At 51.1% G+C, this 21,567-nt stretch carries 19 protein-coding genes, 1 tRNA gene and 1 pseudogene; 8 read left to right on the top strand and 13 right to left on the bottom strand.

Annotated features, from left to right (window positions below; all coding sequences use genetic code 11):
- The first annotated feature begins 44 nt into the window (after positions 1–44).
- On the top strand, positions 45–380 hold the full coding sequence (locus IEV89_RS00350; RefSeq protein ID WP_188470300.1) for an NIPSNAP family protein: 336 nt from the start codon (positions 45–47) through the stop codon (positions 378–380).
- A gap of 276 nt (positions 381–656) precedes the next feature.
- Here the strand turns inward: IEV89_RS00350 and IEV89_RS00345 are convergent, their stop codons facing one another.
- The 7 genes from IEV89_RS00345 to gpt all read right to left on the bottom strand — a co-directional run bounded on the left by IEV89_RS00345 (position 657) and on the right by gpt (position 7,463).
- On the bottom strand, positions 657–1,691 hold the full coding sequence (locus IEV89_RS00345) for a DUF5677 domain-containing protein (protein ID WP_188469297.1): 1,035 nt from the start codon (positions 1,689–1,691) through the stop codon (positions 657–659).
- Between the two features lie 580 nt (positions 1,692–2,271).
- Positions 2,272–2,347: transfer RNA gene (locus tag IEV89_RS00340), tRNA-Thr, on the bottom strand.
- Positions 2,348–2,499: 152 nt separating this feature from the next.
- On the bottom strand, positions 2,500–3,753 hold the full coding sequence (gene proA, locus IEV89_RS00335) for a glutamate-5-semialdehyde dehydrogenase (protein WP_188469296.1): 1,254 nt from the start codon (positions 3,751–3,753) through the stop codon (positions 2,500–2,502).
- Between the two features lie 9 nt (positions 3,754–3,762).
- Positions 3,763–4,866: a glutamate 5-kinase gene (gene proB, locus IEV89_RS00330; protein ID WP_188469295.1), complete on the bottom strand. Its 1,104-nt coding sequence runs from the start codon at positions 4,864–4,866 to the stop codon at positions 3,763–3,765.
- Positions 4,867–5,008: 142 nt separating this feature from the next.
- Positions 5,009–5,410, bottom strand: a complete 402-nt coding sequence (gene crl / locus IEV89_RS00325) for a sigma factor-binding protein Crl (RefSeq protein ID WP_188469294.1) — start codon at positions 5,408–5,410, stop codon at positions 5,009–5,011.
- 63 nt (positions 5,411–5,473) lie between these two features.
- Positions 5,474–6,721: an esterase FrsA gene (frsA, locus tag IEV89_RS00320; protein WP_188469293.1), complete on the bottom strand. Its 1,248-nt coding sequence runs from the start codon at positions 6,719–6,721 to the stop codon at positions 5,474–5,476.
- A 283-nt stretch (positions 6,722–7,004) separates the two neighbouring features.
- Positions 7,005–7,463 carry a xanthine phosphoribosyltransferase gene (gene gpt, locus IEV89_RS00315; protein WP_188469291.1) on the bottom strand — a complete coding sequence of 153 codons (459 nt, stop codon included), beginning with the start codon at positions 7,461–7,463 and terminating at the stop codon, positions 7,005–7,007.
- Between the two features lie 419 nt (positions 7,464–7,882).
- Between gpt and pepD the strand changes: the two genes are divergently transcribed.
- Complete coding sequence (pepD, locus tag IEV89_RS00310; RefSeq protein WP_188469289.1) at positions 7,883–9,343, top strand: beta-Ala-His dipeptidase; 1,461 nt, start codon at positions 7,883–7,885, stop codon at positions 9,341–9,343.
- A gap of 151 nt (positions 9,344–9,494) precedes the next feature.
- On the opposite strand, the gene dinB is transcribed toward pepD, so the two are convergent.
- On the bottom strand, positions 9,495–10,553 hold the full coding sequence (gene dinB / locus IEV89_RS00305) for a DNA polymerase IV (protein WP_188469287.1): 1,059 nt from the start codon (positions 10,551–10,553) through the stop codon (positions 9,495–9,497).
- 282 nt (positions 10,554–10,835) lie between these two features.
- Here dinB and dpaA point away from each other — a divergent pair, with 282 nt between their 5' ends.
- Positions 10,836–11,561 carry a peptidoglycan meso-diaminopimelic acid protein amidase gene (gene dpaA / locus IEV89_RS00300; protein ID WP_188469280.1) on the top strand — a complete coding sequence of 242 codons (726 nt, stop codon included), beginning with the start codon at positions 10,836–10,838 and terminating at the stop codon, positions 11,559–11,561.
- On the opposite strand, the gene IEV89_RS00295 is transcribed toward dpaA, so the two are convergent.
- Both IEV89_RS00295 and lpcA read right to left on the bottom strand, forming a co-directional pair.
- Positions 11,532–12,299 carry a class II glutamine amidotransferase gene (locus IEV89_RS00295; RefSeq protein ID WP_188469278.1) on the bottom strand — a complete coding sequence of 256 codons (768 nt, stop codon included), beginning with the start codon at positions 12,297–12,299 and terminating at the stop codon, positions 11,532–11,534. The two genes, dpaA and IEV89_RS00295, sit on opposite strands and share 30 nt — an antisense overlap.
- 140 nt (positions 12,300–12,439) lie before the next feature.
- Positions 12,440–13,018: a D-sedoheptulose 7-phosphate isomerase gene (gene lpcA / locus IEV89_RS00290; protein WP_188469276.1), complete on the bottom strand. Its 579-nt coding sequence runs from the start codon at positions 13,016–13,018 to the stop codon at positions 12,440–12,442.
- Between the two features lie 248 nt (positions 13,019–13,266).
- Here lpcA and fadE point away from each other — a divergent pair, with 248 nt between their 5' ends.
- Entirely contained in the window at positions 13,267–15,723 is a 2,457-nt protein-coding gene (gene fadE / locus IEV89_RS00285; RefSeq protein WP_188469273.1) for an acyl-CoA dehydrogenase FadE, read from the top strand.
- A 181-nt stretch (positions 15,724–15,904) separates the two neighbouring features.
- On the opposite strand, the pseudogene IEV89_RS00280 reads toward fadE, so the two are convergent.
- Positions 15,905–16,375, bottom strand: a pseudogene (locus IEV89_RS00280) (YehS family protein); the annotation flags it as partial.
- Positions 16,376–16,481: 106 nt separating this feature from the next.
- On the bottom strand, positions 16,482–17,681 hold the full coding sequence (gene mtnK / locus IEV89_RS00275; RefSeq protein WP_188469269.1) for an S-methyl-5-thioribose kinase: 1,200 nt from the start codon (positions 17,679–17,681) through the stop codon (positions 16,482–16,484).
- A gap of 113 nt (positions 17,682–17,794) precedes the next feature.
- Here mtnK and mtnA point away from each other — a divergent pair, with 113 nt between their 5' ends.
- From mtnA to IEV89_RS00255, 4 genes are all read left to right on the top strand, one after another.
- Positions 17,795–18,823: an S-methyl-5-thioribose-1-phosphate isomerase gene (gene mtnA, locus IEV89_RS00270; RefSeq protein WP_188469267.1), complete on the top strand. Its 1,029-nt coding sequence runs from the start codon at positions 17,795–17,797 to the stop codon at positions 18,821–18,823.
- Positions 18,824–19,145: 322 nt separating this feature from the next.
- The gene (locus IEV89_RS00265; RefSeq protein ID WP_188469265.1) at positions 19,146–19,811 is read left to right on the top strand and encodes a CsgG/HfaB family protein; all 666 of its coding nucleotides are present in this window, start codon (positions 19,146–19,148) and stop codon (positions 19,809–19,811) included.
- Between the two features lie 15 nt (positions 19,812–19,826).
- The gene (locus tag IEV89_RS00260; RefSeq protein ID WP_188469263.1) at positions 19,827–20,204 is read left to right on the top strand and encodes a DUF4810 domain-containing protein; all 378 of its coding nucleotides are present in this window, start codon (positions 19,827–19,829) and stop codon (positions 20,202–20,204) included.
- Positions 20,201–20,860, top strand: a complete 660-nt coding sequence (locus IEV89_RS00255; protein WP_188469261.1) for a DUF799 domain-containing protein — start codon at positions 20,201–20,203, stop codon at positions 20,858–20,860. The genes IEV89_RS00260 and IEV89_RS00255 overlap by 4 nt, the downstream gene beginning before the upstream one ends.
- 479 nt (positions 20,861–21,339) lie before the next feature.
- On the opposite strand, the gene IEV89_RS21565 is transcribed toward IEV89_RS00255, so the two are convergent.
- Positions 21,340–21,567 (bottom strand): hypothetical protein (locus IEV89_RS21565; RefSeq protein WP_229746314.1); only part of this gene is annotated, 228 nt, incomplete at its 5' end.

The following is a 21,567-nucleotide window of genomic DNA, read 5'->3' as shown; positions in this document are numbered from 1 at the left end:
TCAATTTAATAACAAGCGCGTTATAGAGAACTGGAGAGGGTATGATGGAAAATAAAATCGTCGAGATCTTACAATACACATTGCGTAAAGGCACCGGTGTTGAGTTCCACAATATCATGGCTGAGATCAGTGTCCCACTTCATAACCTGCACGGTATAGACGTCGTTTCATACGGAAATTCCCTGCATGATCCCGATTGTTACTGCCTCATCCGCAGCTTTGAAAACGAGGAAAGCATGTCTTCCGTCCTGGCTGCATTTTACGCAAGCAGTGGCTGGATCAATGGCCCACGGGAAGAGATTATTAGCCGAATTGAAAACAGCCTAAAAACAATATTGAATTTGCCTCAGAAAGGTATCGATGGGCTTAGGAAGCCATAGTGAATGACCCGGATTAATAAGGCATATTCAATACGCATTGGGATTGCGCCATTAAAAGAAGCAACATTAGATAAATTCTAGCGGGTACGGGTACTAAGATTTCTCACTGAGGGTCTGCGAATAACGAACTTAAGAAATGGTGCCGACTACCGGAATCGAAAATACAAGCAATCATTTGTTTTATATATAATTTTATAAAACAATCAAAAAAATGCCCCCATAAGAACCCCCATCAAACAATTTACGACGCAAGGAGTTCATGCCCTCAGCACTTGGTCATTTTATGTGCTTTTCTTCCAATTCGTCATTGGCTTCTATTAATTCTTGTTGCAGCTTATCATTCCATATCGTTAGAATTTTAGTACTAATCATAGAGTCTACAGTTGGAATCACTGATAGTAGTGAGTCAGTAATATCAACCAGCGATAATCCTGCACACTGCATTGGATCTACTAATCCTTCGTTAGAGGGCCCAGAAAGCAAAATTTCATCATCCCGAATTTTATATGATGAAGACAAGCTCAGTTTATAACCTATGCTTTTCGAACCGATGTGAACTCTATTACTCGAAAATTTATAAAATGGCCTCAAATATGATAGCCCGACAAAAGACTCCACATCAAAAAATGTAACTTTTTTCTTATTAAAAAGCTCAACACACCAGCCATAATCACTTTTATAACTCTCGCCATATTTAGTTAAAAGTTCATTATATTTATTTTTTATTTTGCTAAGAGATCGCTCATCTAACTCTTCGAAACCCAGGCGTTCACAATGTTCTCCATAACTTAAAGAAAACTTATAATCATCTATAAATTTATGGAAGTAATATCTTTCTGCCAATGAATCTTCATTCATTGATATTAGGCGAGATATAACTGCTGACTCATGCAAAGACCGCCACCTTGCCATGGCTCCATCTGCGAACCCACCCTTTAGTAACTGGAGGATTTCACAAGCTATTTGTAATGAATGTGCGTGTAGCCTAGTTAGCACGTCTAACTTATAACTTTTACTATTCCCACTTCTATATTCGTCATTAACTTCTGAACCTAGTTCTCGACACATGACGATCATCATTTCAAAGCGTCCTAACGGCTGACCCCACGTGTTATTAAGCCTTTGTTGAAAACCTTTCATTTCATTAAGATGGGTTCTCAAGTAATCATATTTATTATTTTCCAATCCAGAGTTATGAATATTTGCCAGCTCATCAAGTAGTGGCTCAAACTTGTCCTTAAGTTTTTCAAAAACATAATCGATAGTTGTATTATTCTTCTCTGCTATTTTCATTGCATTATCTAAAAACATCTGTTCAATCTTTCTGGATATCATATAAAAACCTACGAAATGGTTCAGAATAGAATAAAAATACACAAGTGAAATTTAACACATAAAATCATAAAAGTGACGAAAATTGCACTACACCGCACCCGCCTGCGGCTTTAGTATCAGTTAATTTTTTCAGTTTCATTTTTCTCCAAACCTATACGCCAGGCCGCGCCGTACCTGGAATTCTGCAATGAATACCAAACTGAAAAGTGTGAAACGGATTTCAGTCTTTTTCAGTTTCGCCTCTCCGGCAACCTTGTAAAACTGTCCGTAACTCATTGTTTAAATTGAGCGTGTTTATTTTTCGTGGAAAATGCCGTGATAAAAGTGCAGTGGTGAGACATACCATAAAATCTGAAAACCCTTGCGTCACGGGGCATGCGGTGGCGGCAACGGGTTGGGCGAACCTTGAGAGCCCCTGCGACGATATACGCATCGTTAACCTAACCACCGGTTCAAACATGCAAGAAAACTGGATTTAATGATCGTCATTGATGACACAGATATGTCACAAGATGGATTTGATAAGGTAATAAATTTGGGGTAACTGCTTAAGAAATGGTGCCGACTACCGGAATCGAACTGGTGACCTACTGATTACAAGTCAGTTGCTCTACCTACTGAGCTAAGTCGGCATTGTGTTGCGAGGACTTCGGGGTGACAAACTATTGGAATCTGAGGCTGTCGTCAAGTCCTTGAAAGTGCGTTTGCTGCTTTTCTCATCATCTTGTTGTTTTTAAGCATTTTTGCACCGGCTTCATGCGTAAAAATCCACCGGTGCTTGTGCTTACGGACGAACTAAATCATCCCCGTAACCAATCCACTTGTAAGTGGTCAGGGCTTCTAATCCCATTGGGCCGCGAGCGTGAAGCTTTTGCGTGCTCACCGCCACCTCAGCGCCGAGGCCAAACTGGCCGCCGTCGGTGAAGCGGGTACTGGCGTTGACGTAAACTGCCGAGGAGTCGACCTCATTCACAAAGCGGTCAGCCTGGCTGATGGAACGGGTGAGGATCGCGTCGGAATGTTCAGTGCCGTAAGCGCGGATATGCGCGATGGCGGCATCGATGTCGGCGACAACGGTAACGTTGAGATCCAGCGACAGCCATTCGTCCGAGTAATCCTCTTCTGCGACGGCAACCACCGTCGCCGGGCCGTTCTGCAAATGCGGCATGGCGGATTCACTGGCGTGCAGCGTCACACCGACGGCGTGCATTCTGGCACTCAGTTCCGGCAGGAATTGTGCAGCAATGGCCTGATGCACCAGCAGCGTCTCAAGGCTGTTACAGGCGCTCGGGCGCTGCACTTTGGCATTTTCAATCACAGTTAGCGCGTTGGCGAAATCCACATTGTCATCGACGAAGGTGTGACACACGCCAATGCCACCAGTGATCACCGGAATGGTGGACTGCTCGCGGCACAGTTTGTGCAACGCCGCGCCACCGCGTGGGATCAGCATGTCGATGTATTGATCCAGGCGCAGCATTTCAGCCACCAGCGCACGATCCGGGCTGTCGATGGCCTGTATGGCCGCCTTCGGCAATCCGCACTGCTCCAGCGCCTGCTGGAGCACTTTCACTGTGGCCTGATTGGTATGGTGTGTCTCTTTGCCGCCGCGCAGAATCGCCGCGTTGCCGGTTTTCAGACACAAGCTGGCGACGTCAATGGTGACGTTAGGCCGCGCTTCGTAAATCACGCCGACCACGCCCAGCGGCACACGGCGGCGCTGGAGTCTCAGCCCGCCATCCTGGGTTGAGCCGTCGATCACCTGCCCGACCGGATCACTCAGACGGCAGACGTCACGCACGTCGCTGGCAATGGCGAATAAGCGTGCGGGCGTCAGCAACAGGCGGTCCAGCAGCGCCTCGGTCATGCCGCTTTCACGCGCGGCGGACATATCCAATTCATTGGCCTGAATAATGCTCTGGCTGTTGGCTTCGAGCATGTCGGCAATCGCCAGCAGCGCGCGGTTTTTCTCTGCGGTGCTGAGGGTGGAAAGCTGGTAGGAGGCCTGTTTGGCGGCCTTGCCCATTGCATTCAACATGGAGTTTCCTTAACTGACAATCATGTCGTCACGGTGTACGGCAACCGGGCCGTACTCGTAACCGAGGATATCACTGATCTGTTGGGAATGGTGACCGGCAATCATGCGCATGGCGTCGCTGTTATAACGGGTGACACCGTGGGCCAGATCACGCCCGGCCAGGCTGAGGATACGGATCACTTCACCGCGTGAGAAGTCGCCTTTCACCTCGCGGATGCCCTTCGGCAGCAGCGAACTGCCGCGCTCGAGCATGGCACCAACGGCACCGTCATCAATGGTGATTTCACCCGCCGGTGGCGCACCGAAGATCCAGCGTTTGCGGCTCTCCAGCGGTGTTTGCATGGCGTGGAAACGCGTACCAACGGAGACACCGTTGATCACGTCGCTAATCACGCCCGGCAGGCTGCCTGCGGCAATGATGGTATCGATACCCGCACGGCAGGCAACGTCAGCGGCCTGTAATTTGGTGGCCATACCGCCGGTACCGAGGCCCGATACGCTGTCACCGGCAATGCCGCGCAGCGCATCGTCAATGGCGGTGATCTCACGAATTAACTCCGCTTCCGGGTTAGTCCGGGGATCGGCGGTGAACAGGCCCGGTTGGTCAGTCAGCAGCAGCAGTTTGTCGGCTCCGGCGAGGATCGCCGCCAGCGCTGACAGGTTGTCGTTATCGCCGACTTTAATCTCGGCCGTCGCGACGGCGTCGTTCTCGTTGATCACCGGTACGATGTGGTTATCGAGCAGCGCATTCATGGTGTCGCGCGCATTGAGGAAGCGTTCGCGGTCTTCCAGGTCGGCGCGAGTCAGCAGCATCTGACCAATGTTGATGCCGTAAATGGAAAACAGCTGCTCCCACAGTTGGATCAAACGGCTCTGCCCGACGGCAGCCAGCAGCTGTTTTGATGCGATGGTCGCAGGAAGTTCAGGATAACCCAGATGTTCACGCCCGGCGGCAATCGCCCCCGACGTCACAATCACAATTCGATGCCCGGCAGCATGTTGCTGCGCGCATTGGCGGACCAGCTCAACGATGTGAGCCCGGTTAAGGCGACGGGAGCCGCCGGTGAGCACGCTGGTGCCCAGTTTTACAACCAAGGTTTGGCTGCCACTCATAATCATTCTGCCGTGTGAAATAAAAGTATTGAACCGAGTTTAAATGAAGAGGTGGGTGATTGTCTTCGTAAAAGGAGAGAAGCGTTATGCCCGAAGGCATAACGCGACATTGCAGATATCACGATGAGGTGAAGCCTTAACGTCAGGCTGACAGCTTCAAAGGTTCGTCACTGAAATCTTCGGCAGGTTCGAGTTTTAATGACATATCAACAATCATGGTGTTGAGGTTCTTGTAAAAACCACGCAGCGTGGTTTCCAGCTTGTCCTTAACTTCAGCATCTTTAATGTTTTTGGTCTTCCAGTTGCCGTCTTTATCAAACAATCCAAAGTGATAAATATAAGTAAAACGCTCAGCTTCTGCTTGCAGTTCTATCCACCAACCCCAGAATTCACGTTTCTCTGGTGCCGGTTTCGCATCGACGCAGACCGCCAGACAGTCAAAGAAGAAGCGGTCGTTCTCGCATTTTCCTTCGCGGATATAAGGCCCCAGAGTACCGAAGCGTTTCATTAGCCGGCTTTTAGGATGACCACTTGGTAACGTCATTGTACAACCTCCATATGTAGGTCATCCTTTTTAGCAAAACGTTAAAAATTAGCAACTGTTTAGTTACCGCATTCTCATTACGAGCCAGTCGCAAATCTGGTGTAATGCACGATCGAAGTTAAGGAAAAGCGGCTCTGACTTGATGGTTAACAGCTTGCCATCCGCCGATGAGTCGGCAATCAGCTTCGATTCTTCCTTCGGGCTGAAGGGGTCGTCCTCCCAGTAACCGGCTAACATCGGTGTAGCGGTCCGCCGCCCGAGCAAACCCTGCGTTTTCAGAGAATAGCGATTAAGTTCGGTCTTCAGCGCGCTGTCGGAGGCATTCGACATCGCCAAGCGACTGGCCAGCACATCCATATACATGTCAGGCACTTTTCCCTGGCATTTAGCGTCACAAAGCAAGGTATGCACCAGTGCGCCGAGTGTCGCCACTGCCCGCACGCGGCGTGGTTCGAGATAGGCTAAACGCACCGCCACATTAGCACCGAAGCGGAAACCAATCAGGCTGACGTTGGTGGCATCGACCCAGGCAACGTTGCTCAGTTGTGCCAGCACCTGTTGATGCAGGAAGCTGGTGTCCTGGGTCAGTTTCCATTTGATGGAAAACCCAAGCGACGGCATGTCGATGGTCAACATGGCAATACCCCGCGGAGCCAGATATTCGCGAAAGAGACGCTGATGGTCACTTTGTAAGGTGTCCAGCCCGCCGCACACCATAACGGTCGGGAAAGGGGCTTTGCCTTCATTCGGCAGGTGCAGGAAACCGGTTATCGGTGCCCCACCTTCGATGGCAAAGTCGATCTCTTTTAGTTGGTAAGGCGAATGTAACGCAGATTGTTCGAAGGCTTTGTTGGCCAGCACTTGTGCCTGTTCAGCCAGCGTGTCGCCTTTCAGATGCGGGTAACCGGCGATGCTGTAAAGGTTAGCGGCTTTGAGCCAGTACTGACTGGCCTGATTGACATCCTCCGTCTCCTGCGCTTTTTGCTGCCAGACCATCCCCTGCTGTGACCATTCGTAGATCCAGTTACCGCTGCGATAACCAATCACCGTATCCAGAAGCCGCTCATCGCTGTGTTTGGAGGTTGACACGGCAATGCGCGACAGGACTTCTTCGACTTCAATCGGATCAACACCACGCCATAGCCACATCAGACGGTTGATTGTGCGGTACCAACAAGGTGCAGAGTCGCCCTCCAGCGCAGAGTGCAGCGAATCGTCACGGTGATGACGAACACGATTAACCAGCGTCGACGTCTCAGGATATTTAAAGGTCGGTTTGAACAACTTTTCCGTAAGATTGACGGGTGCCATAGTGCGGTGTCCTCCATTTTCAAGCGATGTGAGCGCTATTCTGCCATCTCGATATAGGGAGTACGTTGCGACAAGACAAGAGACAGGTCAAGCGTGATAGGAAGCAACCTTTAACGGCCCCGAAAAACCAAAGCAAAACGCCCGGCGATTAACCAGGCGTTTTCTTAAGGGGGATCATTGAAATCCCCTCAATGATTGGCGTTCTATCCGGCGGCAACCGAGCGATAAATCGGTCGGGAACCGATTTGAACAGCGCTGGCGCTGGCCCGAAGGATAACGGGAATTATTGACCGACCAATGGCGGCACAAAGACAACACCCATATCCCACGGCTGCTCGATCCAGGTGTCCTGCGGGATATCGATCACATAATCGTCAACCAGTGGCGCACCGGCTGGCTTGGCGAAAATGGTAATAAAATGGGCTTTCGGGTACATCTTGCGGATAGCTTTGGCGGTTCCGCCGGTATCGACCAAATCGTCAATCACGATAAAGCCTTCACCGTCACCTTCTGCGCGTTTCAGCACATGCATATCGCGCTGATTATCATGGTCGTAACTGGAGATGCAGACGGTATCCACATGCCGAATGCACAGTTCACGCGCCAGCAGAGCCGCAGGAACCAGACCGCCACGGCTGACTGCAATAATGCCAGTCCACTGTTCAGCCGGTAGCAGACGCTTTGCCATGGTGCGGGCATGGATTTGCAGCATGTCCCAGGTTACAACGTATTTTTCGCTCATATCAGTGTCTCAGCCAGTGAATTGAAGGCTTCTAAAAATATATACCCTAAATAATTCGCGTTGCAGGCAGGCGGCAAACGAAGGAATCCCCAGGCGCATGGCCGTACCATGTGACTGGAGTGACTACGCGCAGCCAACACACTTGCAATAGGAAGTATGACGAGTGTATTCGGGGAAAAAAGGTTGCGCAGGATTATAGTGAGTCCGGCTCACAAAAACCAGCGATTATCTGGACGCACTCGACCCAAAAACCCGGATTTTCTCCCCCGCGTACGCGCACAGGTTAAGATTAAGTGATAATCTGTCAGGCCACTCGCCACAACATCTGGCGGGGATTACTTAACCTTAAACCTACAGTTTCTCTATCAGTTCACCTGCACATTGCACCTGACTGAGTTGACTGTTACAGGAGACTTATAGTGTCTGAACTGTCTCAACTTTCACCACAGCCGCTGTGGGATATTTTTGCCAAAGTCTGTTCCATTCCACACCCTTCTTACCACGAAGAAGCCCTGGCGAAACACATTGTTGAATGGGCGCAGGAAAAGGGTATCCACGCTGAGCGTGATGAAGTCGGTAATATTTTGCTGCGTAAACCTGCTACTAAAGGGATGGAAAACCGCAAACCCGTGGCGCTGCAAGCCCATCTCGACATGGTGCCGCAAAAGAATAACGATACCGTTCATGATTTCACTCAAGATCCTATCCAACCTTATGTCGACAACGGCTGGGTAAAAGCCCGTGGCACCACGCTGGGTGCTGACAACGGCATCGGTCTGGCATCGGCACTGGCGGTGATCGCGGATGAATCGGTTGAGCACGGTCCGCTGGAAGTCCTGCTGACGATGACCGAAGAGACCGGTATGGCTGGCGCATTCGGCCTACAGCCGAACTGGTTACAGTCTGAGATCCTGATCAACACCGACTCAGAAACCGAAGGCGAAATCTACATGGGTTGCGCAGGCGGGATTGATTTCACCTCTACCCTGTCCCTGACCCGCGAAGCGTTGCCTGCCGGCTACACCACAGTGAAGCTGACGTTGAAAGGCCTGAAAGGCGGTCACTCCGGCGCGGAAATTCACCTTGGCCTCGGTAACGCCAGCAAACTGCTGGTGCGTTTCCTGGCGGAGCACGCTGATAGCCTCGGTCTGCGACTGATGGACTTCACTGGCGGTACGCTGCGTAACGCCATCCCACGTGAAGCCATCGCAACGCTGGCCGTGTCTGCGGCTAACACCGACGCGTTGAAAGCGGCGGTGCAACAGTTCCTCGCAACCCTTCAGTTTGAACTGTCTGCTGTTGAGAAGAAAATTGCCTTCGTGATTGAAGCCGTTGAAAGCCCGGAAAAAGTGCTGAACGTAGCAAGCCAGAACGCTTTCATTGCACTGCTGAACGCGACGCCAAACGGCGTGATCCGCATGAGTGATGACGTTAAAGGCATCGTCGAAACCTCACTGAACGTCGGTGTTGTCACCATGAAAGATGACGAAGTGGCGATCAACTGCCTGATCCGTTCGCTGATCGACAGCGGTAAAGAGTACGTGGTGAGCATGCTTGACTCACTCGGCAAACTGGCCGGCGCGAAGACGTTGGCAAAAGGCAGTTACCCTGGCTGGAAACCTGAGCCAAGCTCACCGGTGATGACGCTGGTGCGTGAAACCTACCAGCATCTGTTCGATAAAACCCCGAACATCATGGTGATCCACGCCGGTCTGGAATGCGGTCTGTTCAAAAAACCCTACCCTGACATGGACATGGTCTCCATCGGGCCGACCATCACTGGCCCACACTCGCCGGATGAGCAGGTTGAAATCGCCAGCGTTGAGTTGTACTGGAAACTGTTGACGGCTCTGCTGAAAGCCATTCCTGAACGCGGTTAATACCCGATCGGTCCCCTAAATCATTCGGGCTGTATCAAGGTGGCAACGGAGTCAATTCCCCGGGAGCATACAGGCAGTTGATCGCCAACAAGTATGTGACCGGGATTTGCGAAGGCAGCTAACGCAGAGACAGCTTGAAGGATGACGGGGATCATTCCCAGGGTAGCAGCAACTGCCTTTCTATCTGAGGATCCTGCAAGGTCACATGTAAACCCACCAGTCTTACGCCCCGCCCGTCACGCCGCTGTTCCCAGGCTTCTCGCGCGACTTTCAGTAAATCCTCTTTATTTAGCACCTGCCAGACGTGTTCCTGGGTGGTCTGCTGGAAATCATGGAATTTAAGCTTGATGCCTTGTCGTGCAATGCGCAGGTCTGGGCTGACATGCCGTAGACGCGTTTCGAGTTCAGGGAACAAGCGTTCAATCAGCGCGACACACTCTTCCCAGTTGTGAATATCCTCCGCCAGCGTGCGCTCCACACCGACTGACTTACGCAGCCGTTCCGGCGAGACATCACGCTCATCAATTCCCTGACAGCGCTCCCACAAGACACGCCCAAACTTACCGAAGTTTTTCAGCAACTGCGCCAGATCATAACGTTGCACGTCGCCGCAGGTCACCAGACCGCGCTCCTGTAAACGCTGCGCGGTCACTTTACCCACGCCGGGAATTTTGCTCAACGGCAGGTCCAGCAGGAAATCCGCCACCTGGTCAGGCGTTATCACATATTGCCCATCAGGCTTATTGAGATCGGAGGCAATCTTCGCCAGAAATTTAATCGGCGCGATGCCGGCAGAAGCCGTGAGGTGTATTTCATCGGAAATCGTCTGGCGGATCTCAGAGGCAATCAACGTCGCCGAACCGCTGCATAGCGTTGTTGCTGAAACATCCAAATAGGCTTCATCCAGCGACAGCGGTTCAATCAGAGAGGTGTAACGAGAGAAGATTTCGCGGATATGGTTTGAGGCTTCTTTATAAGCTTCCATCCTGCCTGGGATCACTTTGAGATGCGGGCAGAGTTTCAACGCCATGCCGGTTGGCATCGCGCTGTGCACACCGAATTTACGTGCGGGGTAATTGGCGGTACTGATGACGCCGCGACGGTCACGGCTGCCGCCGATGGCGATCGGAATATCGCGCAGGGAAGGATCGTCTCGCATTTCCACGGCGGCAAAGAAGCAGTCCATATCGACGTGAATAATTTTGCGCATAACCCTCCCCAATAACTGTATAAGTATACAGTTATTGGATGGAAATTCAAACACCGAAAATAGCGATAAATTTGACTTAACAGATCATCCACAGTAACAAAGATGACAAATTAACAATGTAAAACTCATTATTGATTATTTGGTGATTGCTAAAAAAGCCATCAGTATTAAGATGACAGCAAATCAAGCATGTTACGTGCCGATTGTACATCAGTGGCGGTCTTAAAGATCCTGGTATCTGTAGACAAAATAATCAGACCTATTTTATTAGCAGGAAGAAGAATGTTCAGAATCGCGCTGTTGCTTGCGATGCTCCTCAGTGTCCCTTTATTTACCCTCGGAACCGCGGCCGCCAGTGAGCCAGTCCCGGTAGATCAGGCGCTTAAGCACAAACTATTAGGTTCTCCGGTCTATATTCAAATCTTCAAGCAGGAACGTAAGCTTGAACTTTATGCCGAACTTCAGGGTGAATATCGCCTGATTGGCACGTACGGTATTTGTGATTTCTCCGGCGGCTTAGGGAATAAACGCCGCGAAGGGGATTTCAAAAGTCCGGAAGGGTTTTACAGCGTAGATATGCATCACTTAAAACCTGACAGTAAATTCTATCGCGCGATTAACATCGGCTTTCCGAATGATTACGACGTGGCTCAAGGTTATTCTGGCAAATATTTGATGATCCACGGTAACTGTAAGTCTATCGGCTGTTATGCGATGACCGACCAGTATATGGATGAGATTTTCACTTACGTACAAGCGGCCTTCCAGTTTGGTCAGCGCAATGTGCAGATCAGCATTTATCCATTCCGCATGACCGACGCCAATATGCTGGCGCATAAAAACTCTTCGTATATCAGTTTCTGGAATGAGCTGAAACCCGGTTACGACTATTTCCAGAAAAACCACATTCCACCAAACATAGTGGTCAGCGCAGGGAAGTATGTGCTGACTCAACCGGTGAAAGTGGCTCCGCTGGCATCACAGTTGGCGTTCGCCACAGTGAAATAATGCGAACTCGCCTGGAGCAATCTTGTTCCAGGTTTCGTTACCCGTCAGCGGTTGAGTCGCGATCACCGTGACGACATCATTGGGTGTTGTCTGCTGCTGAAAATCAATTTCCACGTCCTGATCTAACAACGTTGCCTTACCAAACGGCGCCCGCCGCGTGATCCAATAGAGATTGGTCGAGCAATAGGCCATCACAAAACGCCCATCTGACAGCAGCATGTTGAACACGCCCTTCTGGCGTAACTCGTCAGCCAATGACGCAATATAGCGAAACACTGACGGCCAGTTCCCCGGTGTACGTGGATAGCGCTCAGTCAGTTTATGCAGTAACCAGCAGAAGGCGAATTCGCTGTCGGTCTGGCCTATCGGGCGCAATGTGCCAGTCACCAACTGACGGTAACCGCGCAACTGGCCGTTGTGGGCATAAGTCCAGTTGCGGCCCCACAGCTCACGGGTAAACGGATGGGTATTTTCCAGCGAAACTTCACCGCGGTTGGCCTGACGGATATGCGAAATGACCGCGCAGGATTTGATCGGATACTCCTGAACCAGGCGGGCGATGGGCGAATTAAAACTCGGTTGCGGATCCTTAAAGGTGCGGCAGCCATTGCCTTCATAGAAAGTAATGCCCCAGCCATCTTTATGTGGGCCGGTCCCGCCACCACGCTGCACTAATCCACTGAAACTAAAACAGATATCAGTAGGAACGTTAGCGCTCATCCCGAGCAACTCGCACATCACCAGCCTCCTTCTATTAACTCAATAATTCGCTGCACTAAGGTAAGACAAGGCGAAATCGGGCGAAAAAGCGGAATTTACACAGAGTAAATAAGCATTCTGAGCCCGATTTCAACGCCGGATCACCGATGTGCGGCGGATTATTTCGCCATCTCTTTTTCGATCAATAAGATCAGAATATGAATTACTTTAATGTGAATTTCCTGCACGCGATCGGCGAAGCCGAAATGCGGTACGCGGACTTCCACATCGGCTGAGCCGTCCATCTTGCCGCCGTTCTTGCCGGTCAGCGTGATGACTTTCATGCCCTTGGCACGCGCCGCTTCAACCGCTTTGATCACGTTGGCGGAGTTGCCAGACGTTGAAATACCAAACAGGACATCGCCTTTCTGGCCAACGGCTTCGACATAACGTGAGAAAATATGGTCAAAACCGAAATCGTTACCCACGCAGGAGATATGGCTGACGTCCGAAATGGCGATGGCCGGGTAACCAGGACGATTTTCACGATAACGACCGGTCAGCTCTTCGGCGAAGTGCATGGCGTCGCAGTGCGATCCGCCATTGCCACAAGAAATCACTTTTCCACCCGCTTTGAAAGAATCTGCCAGCAACACAGCAGCACGTTGAATTGATTCGATGTTAGCCGGGTCGCTGATAAATTTGGTCAGTGTGTCAGCAGCTTCATTCAGTTCACTACGGATAATATCCAGGTACATGACAGCCTCTTTTATGTCCATTAGCAGCAGATAAGATGTTCCGTCTCGCAGTGTAACGGATCGCCGAAACCCCGAGAAGTCATGAAGCGGTAATGAATCTGATAGTTTGCTATTTTAGCCCTTCGTGCTGTCGGTTTGTGAGCCAAGTTGTAATTAAGATGTAAATACGTTGATAAAGAAATAGACCTGGACTAAAACCAATATATCCACCTAACAGGTCAGACCTCCTACAACTCAGGAGCTTTATCATGATGATTCTTAGCATTGTCGCCCTACTGGTTATCATCGGTGCGTTGTTCTATCACCGCATCAGTTTGGCATTAAGTAGCCTGGTGATCGTCGCGTTTACCGCCACCATGGGTGCCATTGATTTATGGACGCTATGGCTGCTGGTGCCGGTGGTGATCATATTGTTGCCCTTTAACCTTCCGCCGCTGCGCCGTTCGCTGTTCTCCGCCCCGGCCCTGCGAACTTTTCGTAAAGTGATGCCGAGCATGTCACGCACGGAAAAAGAGGCTATTGACGCGGGGACAACCTGGTGGGAAGGCGATCTGTTCAGCGGTGCGCCGGACTGGAAAAAGTTGCAGGATTATCCGCAGCAGCGCCTGACCGATGAAGAACAGGCATTTATTGACGGTCCGGTAGAAGAAGCCTGCCGCATGGCCAATGACTTCGAAATTACCCATGAGCTGGCTGACCTGCCGCCAGCACTGTGGGCCCATCTGAAAGCGCATCGATTTTTCGCGATGATCATCAAGAAAGAGTACGGAGGTCTGGATTTCTCCGCTTATGCTCAGGCCCGCGTGTTACAGAAACTGTCCGGTGTCTCTGGCATTCTGTCCATCACTGTTGGGGTGCCCAACTCCCTGGGCCCAGGCGAGCTGCTGCAACATTACGGGACGGATGCGCAGAAAGATCACTACCTGCCTCGGCTGGCGCAGGGACTGGAAATTCCTTGCTTCGCCCTAACCAGTCCGGAGGCCGGTTCCGACGCTGGTGCCATTCCTGACTTTGGCATCGTGTGTAAGGGCCAGTGGGAAGGTGAAGAGGTGCTGGGTATGCGCCTGACCTGGAATAAGCGCTATATCACGCTGGCCCCGATTGCCACCGTGCTCGGTCTGGCGTTTAAACTGAAAGACCCAGATCATCTGCTGGGCGATACCACTGAGCTCGGCATCACCTGCGCACTGATCCCAACGGACACGCAGGGCGTGGAGATCGGTCATCGCCACTTCCCGCTGAACGTGCCGTTCCAAAACGGTCCGACACGCGGTAACGATATTTTCGTGCCGATCGATTACATCATCGGTGGCCCAAAAATGGCCGGTCAGGGCTGGCGTATGTTGGTTGAATGTCTGTCCGTTGGCCGTGGTATCACCTTACCGTCTAACGCGACCGGTAACCTGAAATCACTGGCTCTGGCGACCGGCGCTTATGCTTATATACGTCGTCAGTTCAAATTGCCGATCGGTAAAATGGAAGGGATCGAAGAGCCACTGGCGCGAATTGCCGGCAACGCATATGTGATGGATGCCGCCGCAACGCTTATCACTAACGGCATTATGCTCGGTGAAAAACCGGCCGTACTCTCAGCGATCGTGAAATATCACTGCACCCATCGCGGCCAGAGAGCTGTGATGGACGCCATGGATATTACCGGTGGTAAAGGCATCATGCTGGGTAAAAGCAACTTTGTCGCTCGTGCTTATCAGGGTGCGCCGATTGCCATCACGGTGGAAGGCGCCAACATCCTGACCCGCAGCATGATCATCTTTGGACAGGGCGCTATCCGCTGTCACCCTTACGTATTGAGTGAGATGGCGGCAGTAGAAAGCAATAATCTGCACGATTTCGACCGCGCGCTGTTCGGCCATATCGGCCACGTGGGTAGCAACAATATGCGCAGTTTCTGGCTCGGTTTGACTAACGGCCGCACCAGTGTCACCCCCGCCAAGGATGCCACGGCGCGTTACTACCAGCACATCAACCGCCTGAGCGCTAATCTTGCCTTGCTGTCGGACATTTCGATGGGCGTGTTGGGAGGCAGCCTGAAACGTCGTGAGCGTATCTCGGCGCGTCTGGGCGATATTCTTAGCCAGATGTATTTAGCCACAGCGACGCTGAAACGTTATGAAGAAGAAGGCCGTCACGAAGCGGATTTACCGCTGGTCCATTGGGGCGTGCAAGATTGTCTGAATCAGGCCGAAATCGCCATTGACGATCTGCTGCGTAACTTCCCGAACGCTTTTGTCGCCGGCGTCATGCGCCTGGTTATCTTCCCGCTCGGCCGGGCGCACGCTGCGCCGTCTGACCAGTTAGATCACCAGTTGGCGCGCATTCTGCAAGTGCCGTCTGCCACCCGCAGCCGCATTGGACGCGGTCAGTTCTTTGAAGCCAGCGAACATAATCCGATTGGTCAACTGGAAGCCGCACTGGTCGACATCATCGCCGCCGAACCGGTGCATAAACGTCTGAGTGACGCGATGGGCAAGAAACTCTCATTTACCCGTCTGGATATTCTGGCGCAGCAAGGCCTCGACGCCGGTCATCTGACCCCTGATGAAGCCCGTATTCTAAGCCGCGCAGAAGAGAGCCGTCTGCGTTCGATTAACGTCGATGAATTTGAAGCAGATGAGCTGGCAGCAAAAAAGCAGCCGCCGGAAATGAAGAAAGAAGCGAAACCGCGCCACACTGAAGCGGCGTAAGTCTCTTTTAATCCGGCGACTAATAGCAAAAAAGCCTGAGTGCGATAAACACTCAGGCTTTTTTATTCAGCCGTTAACGGCATCCGTTTCAAAGGAAACGCTTTTAGCTTTTTTTGATTGGTTTTTGCGTTGGCTTTTGGGTTGGCTTTTGCGCCGGCGTTGGCTTTTGCGCAGGTTTTTGTGCTTGCGTTTGCGGACGGACTCGCGCGGTCAGACCTTTAAGGAAATAACGCAAAACCTGATCGCCGCATGGACGGTAGTTCTTATGACCTTCCTTGCGGAAAAATGCACTTAACTCGCCTTCGGACATCTTGAAGTCAGCCAACGCCAATACGCTCAACATGTCTTCGGTTTTCAGCTCGAACGCCACGCGAAGTTTTTTCAGCATGATGTTATTGGTGACGCGTTTTTCCACTTCCGGCACAGGGAAACGGTCATTTTTGCCACGTTTGAACGTGATCAAACCGTTCAGGAAGTGACTCATCACTTCGTCCGGCACTTCCATGTAACCTTCTTCATCCTCTTTCTTCAGATAGCGCGACATGACTTCCGGGCTGACGGGAGTATCGGTCGTTTTAAGGATTTCAATCAGTTTGCCTTCGCTTAAATCCAGCATGTGGCGCACGCTGCGCAAGACATCGTTATGCATCATAATTCTTGTATTCCTGTATGGAGTAAACCGAGGAAATGCCACCGGGCCTACACCCTAAATAATGTTCGCACCTCGAAGCTGGGCATTATACAAGAAAAGGACACATTTAGCTGAACTGACGGATACGAGCAATCAACGATTCAATATCGTCAATCTGTGGTGCCGTCAAAATAAGCTTCTGCCCCAAACTCAAGGCATGGCGCTGGCAATCGGCGCGCATGGCATCATCTTTAATGGTGTCGAGATCGGCAACATGCGCCAGACCGATGGTGCGGCGGATCAGCTCTGCGCCGCAATACCCTACCGCATCATGCCAAGCCTGTTGCAGGAACTGCGCCGCATAGCCCTCTTCGGCCAGTGAGGGGTCCTGCGTTTTATCGCGTGCCAGCCGCAAGAAACCGTTGGAAAAACTGAGCCAGAGTTCGCGTAAATCACTCAGACGCTGCTCGCGCCCATCAGCGGCTTCGCGCACCGCCACCAGGCCCGGTAGGCCGCAATAATTGAGCAGTAAATTCCCCATTACCGAACCCGGATCAAATCCTAACGGTCCGTAAAAACCAAACTCGGCATCAATGGCTTTCAGTTTTCCGTCGGCAACAAAAACTGAGCCGCTGTGAATATCGCCATGCAGCAGCGCTTCCGCCTTACTGAGAAAACGGTGTTTCAGCGACGCCACCGCCAGACGCAGCGATTTGTCGGCACGGAGTGCGTCGACTTTCGGCTGTAGAATTGGCTCGAAATTATTGCGTTCGTGATCAACGTAAGGATCGGTGAAAAACAGATCTTCTGTGATCTGACAAAGTTCTGGATTAGTAAAGCGCGCGACTTCGGCTTTCTTTAACTGAGCATTCTGATAAAAATCGGAAGTATGAAACAGCGTTTGCGCCAGGTATTCACCCAACTGGCTGGCGGCCTGCGGATAATGCTTGCCCTGCACCAACTCACTGCGCCAGATAGCGTGATCAGAGAGATCTTCCTGCACCATCACCGCCAGTTCTGCGTCGTGATGTAACACTTTTACCGTATACTGTGGAGCAAACGTGCCATGCGCGACCAACGTTTCGGCTTCAATACGCGCCCGGTCCAGCGTCAGCGGCCACGACTCACCCACACAGCGCACATAAGGCAGCGCCTGTTTCACGATAACCCGACTGATGCCCGCAGTATCACGGATTTTAAACACCAGGTTCAGGTTACCGTCGCCAATTTCTTCAGCGGAAACCAGGGAGTGTGGATCAGACACGCCGCCAAACTGGCGGGCATATTCAACGGCATCTGCAGCAGTAAACGTGTAATAGCGGGGCATCGCGACCTCTCGAATTCAATTCTCAATAAAACATCCAGACGTCTATACATCCGTAAAGCATGTTGGCAGAATAAGCAAACAGATGCAACTGGGCAACAAAGGTTTAACCAACAATGAAGAATCTTACAACCACCAGTTTACGAGTTCGTGAAAATCAGCTGTGGATCCTCGATCAGCAAGCCCTTCCCCAGCAATCCGACTGGCTCCCTTGCGCGGATGTCAGCGCACTGGTTGATCATATCCGCACCTTACGCGTACGCGGCGCACCACTGATTGGCCTCTCAGCCAGCCTGCTGTTAGCACTGCTGGCTGAGGGCGGAATGCCACAGCCGCAACTGCACCAGGCACTGAAAACATTGCGCGAATCACGGCCAACTGCCGTTAACCTGATGAATAATTTGGATCGTATGAAGGTCGCGCTGGAACAATCGGATTTCATTCCGAAGTTGGTGAATGAGGCGCTACGTCTGGTGGATGAGGATAAAGCGCTGTGCGCCAGTATTGCGGACCACGGTGCCGGGCTGGTCAAACCTGGCAGTTGCCTGTTGACCCATTGCAACACCGGCGGCCTGGCGACTGCGGGCGTAGGGACCGCATTGGGGGTAATTTCTCGTGCTTACCAGCAAGGGAATGTTCAACAAGTTTGGGTCGATGAGACGCGCCCCTTGTTACAGGGCGGGCGTTTAACCGCCTGGGAACTCGGCGAACGGGGCATTCCCTATCAGCTGATTTGTGACTCAATGGCCGCCAGCTTAATGGCGCTGGGTAAAGTGGATGCCATCTGGGTTGGCGCTGATCGCATTGCTGCCAACGGCGACGTCGCGAATAAGATTGGTACTTACAGTTTGGCGGTATTGGCTAAATATCACGGCATTCCGTTTTACGTTGCCGCGCCGCACACCACCCACGACCCGCACTGCCCAAACGGTGCCGCTATTTCCATCGAACAACGTGATCCGCACGAAGTCACCGGCGTCTCTGGCAGCTTTGGCTCGGTGCAATGGGCACCACTGAATGCGAACGTTTATAATCCAGCCTTTGACGTTACGCCCGCCGCGTTAATCAGCGGTTGGGTACTGGATGTTGGCGTGGTCATGCCGGAGCAGGTGAGTGAAGGGATATTCCAGACCTCGTTAAAATGACGCTATCGGGTGAGGTATTCCTCACCCCTTTGTTGATGATTAACACAATACATAAGCTAAAAAGATGATTTCCGTTTTCCCTCGCCTTTTCCCTATCCAAAATAACAATTTTAGACCCCCAAATGACATTTGGTGCTACTATTCTTTCCCCTCTTTTTATATATGGACATTACCTTCCTAGGAATTGATTCCTATGAATAATATTCATGTTATCCATAAATGAGCCGATAACGATTAACGGTACTTTGCGTCAGGCTTATCGACGGTATAAAGAGCGGCATTCTGTAAGTAAAACTAATCTATAGGGATAAAGGATAGATACATGAGAAAAACACTATTCATTGCACTGGTTGCCACTGCAACACTGAGTGGTTGTGCAACAGAGTCTTCGCGTTCTTTAGAAGTGGCAAAAGTGGCCTCTTACAACACGCAATATAACGGTCAGCGTAGTCCCATTGCGGTGGGCAAGTTTGATAATCGCTCTAGCTATATGAGCGGGATTTTCTCTGACGGTGTCGACCGTCTGGGAAATCAGTCCAAAACGCTGCTGGTCACTGACCTGCAACAAACCGGACGCTTCAACGTTTTGGATCGCACCAATATGGATGAGATCAAAGAAGAAGCCAGTATCAAAGGCCAGGCACAGACGCTAAAAGGTGCCAATTACATCATCACCGGCGATGTGACTGAATTCGGTCGTAAAGAAGTCGGCGATAATCAGTTGTGGGGCATTCTTGGCCGTGGCAAACAACAAATTGCCTATGCCAAAGTCAACCTTAACGTGGTCAACGTACAGACGTCAGAAGTGGTCTATTCATCGCAGGGTGCGGGCGAATACAGCCTTTCAAATCGAGAAATTATTGGTTTCGGCGGCACGGCAAGTTATGACTCCACCTTAAATGGCAAAGTACTCGACCTGGCGATCCGCGAAGCGGTGAACAACCTGGTGAATGGAATCGAAAGCGGCGCATGGCGTCCTGCTCATTAATATACGGAAATAATCATGAAATTCATTCAACAAAAAAGTGCGTGGCAAAAAAGCGGTCTGGCAATGTTGTTACTTGTATTAGCAGGTTGCGCGACACAGCCTAAAACCCTTTATAACTGGGACCAATATCAAACCACGGTTTATCAGTATTATCAGAGTGACAAGGTGGGACCAGAGCAGCAAATTGCCGCGTTGAAAGAGTCTATTGAGAAATCTCGCGCCACCAATAAACAGGTTCCTCCTGGTCTGCATGCCCAGCTTGGATTGCTTTATGCCAATACCGGCAATACCGATCAGGCATTCCAGGAATTCAATACTGAGAAAACATTATTTCCAGAGTCAGCGGCATATATGGATTTCCTGCTGAAAAAAAATAAAGGGAGCATCAAATGAATCGTTTATTCCTGCTGACTGCGGCATTAATGACATTGGTATTAACCGGCTGTGCAAAACCGGTATCTTACGATTACACCGCGTTTAAAGAGAGCAAACCGAAATCTATTTTGGTATTGCCGCCGGTAAACCATTCTCCTGATATTAACGCCAGCCACAGTGTGTCGTCAGTGGTGACGATGCCATTAGCGGAAGATGGTTATTATGTTTTCCCGGTTGCCGTGGTGGATGAAACCTTCAAACAAAACGGCATGACGTCGCCGGAAGATATTCGCGCCGTTAGCGTCACGAAACTGCGTCAAATCTTCGGTGCCGATGCCGCGCTGTATATTGATGTTACCGATTACGGCAGCAGCTATAAGGTCATCTCCAGTGAAGCTCGCGTCACAGCTAATGCCAAACTGATTGATCTGCGTAACGGCAAAGTCCTGTGGACCGGCAATGCTACGGCCTCCAGCAATGAGCAGAGGAGTAACAATAACGGTATTATCGGCATGCTGGTGCAAGCCGCCGTGGACCAAGTCGCCAATACCCTGAACGATAAGAGCCATGATGTGGCTGCCGTGACCAGCAGCCGTCTGCTCAGTTCCGGCACCGCTAACGGGTTGTTGTATGGGCCGCGTTCTGCGAACTACGGGAAAGAAGTCACACGTTAAGGTCGTGGGCGCCGGCCCACACCGGTTGGGGCTCGGGTTACGATCCGAGCTCGTTTTTTCAGTTCAAGGTCAAGACTGTGGGTACCATTCAACACCGTACTATGTTGGATGGCGTTCCAAATCCGCTTTTTAAATTCAAATTCAACATCAAAGTCGTGGGCGCCGGCCCACACCGGGTTAAGGGCCGTAAACGCGGCCCTTAACAATCCTGCGTTTTTTAAAAACAGCAGCTACGCAAGTCACCATGGCCGTGTTTCAGGTATCTCTGCGATAGCCGCAAAATATCATCGCTCCGCGATTCCCGGCTGCGGGTTTGAGCCAACGGTAAAGATGTTGTCTCGCCACCGACTTGCCAGTGATATTTTGAATGCGGCCTCAACATTTTTAAAAACCGATACAACCTGTTTTTTTGAATTTGAATTTGAAAAAGCCTCGGCCGCATTCAAAACGACGTCGAATAAGCGGTGGAAAACCGCGCGTCAGTTTGCGCGGGTTGTAACCCGCAATGAGAGCACCGCGCAGCGGCGGAGTTTGCGGCTGTCGTCATGGCCCCTGAAACACGTCCATTGTGACCTGCGCAGCTGCCGGTGTTGCATAAAAAAGCGCGGAGTCCAGAGGCCCGCGCGATTGCGGGTCTCTGGTCGGTGTGGGCCGACGCCCACGGTCTTGATGTTGAATTTGTGTTTGATGTTGATGTTGATGTTGAT

The organism is Hafnia psychrotolerans (assembly GCF_014639435.1).
Lineage (GTDB): Bacteria > Pseudomonadota > Gammaproteobacteria > Enterobacterales > Enterobacteriaceae > Ewingella > Ewingella psychrotolerans.
This window is presented reverse-complemented; position numbering and strand designations above follow the sequence as displayed.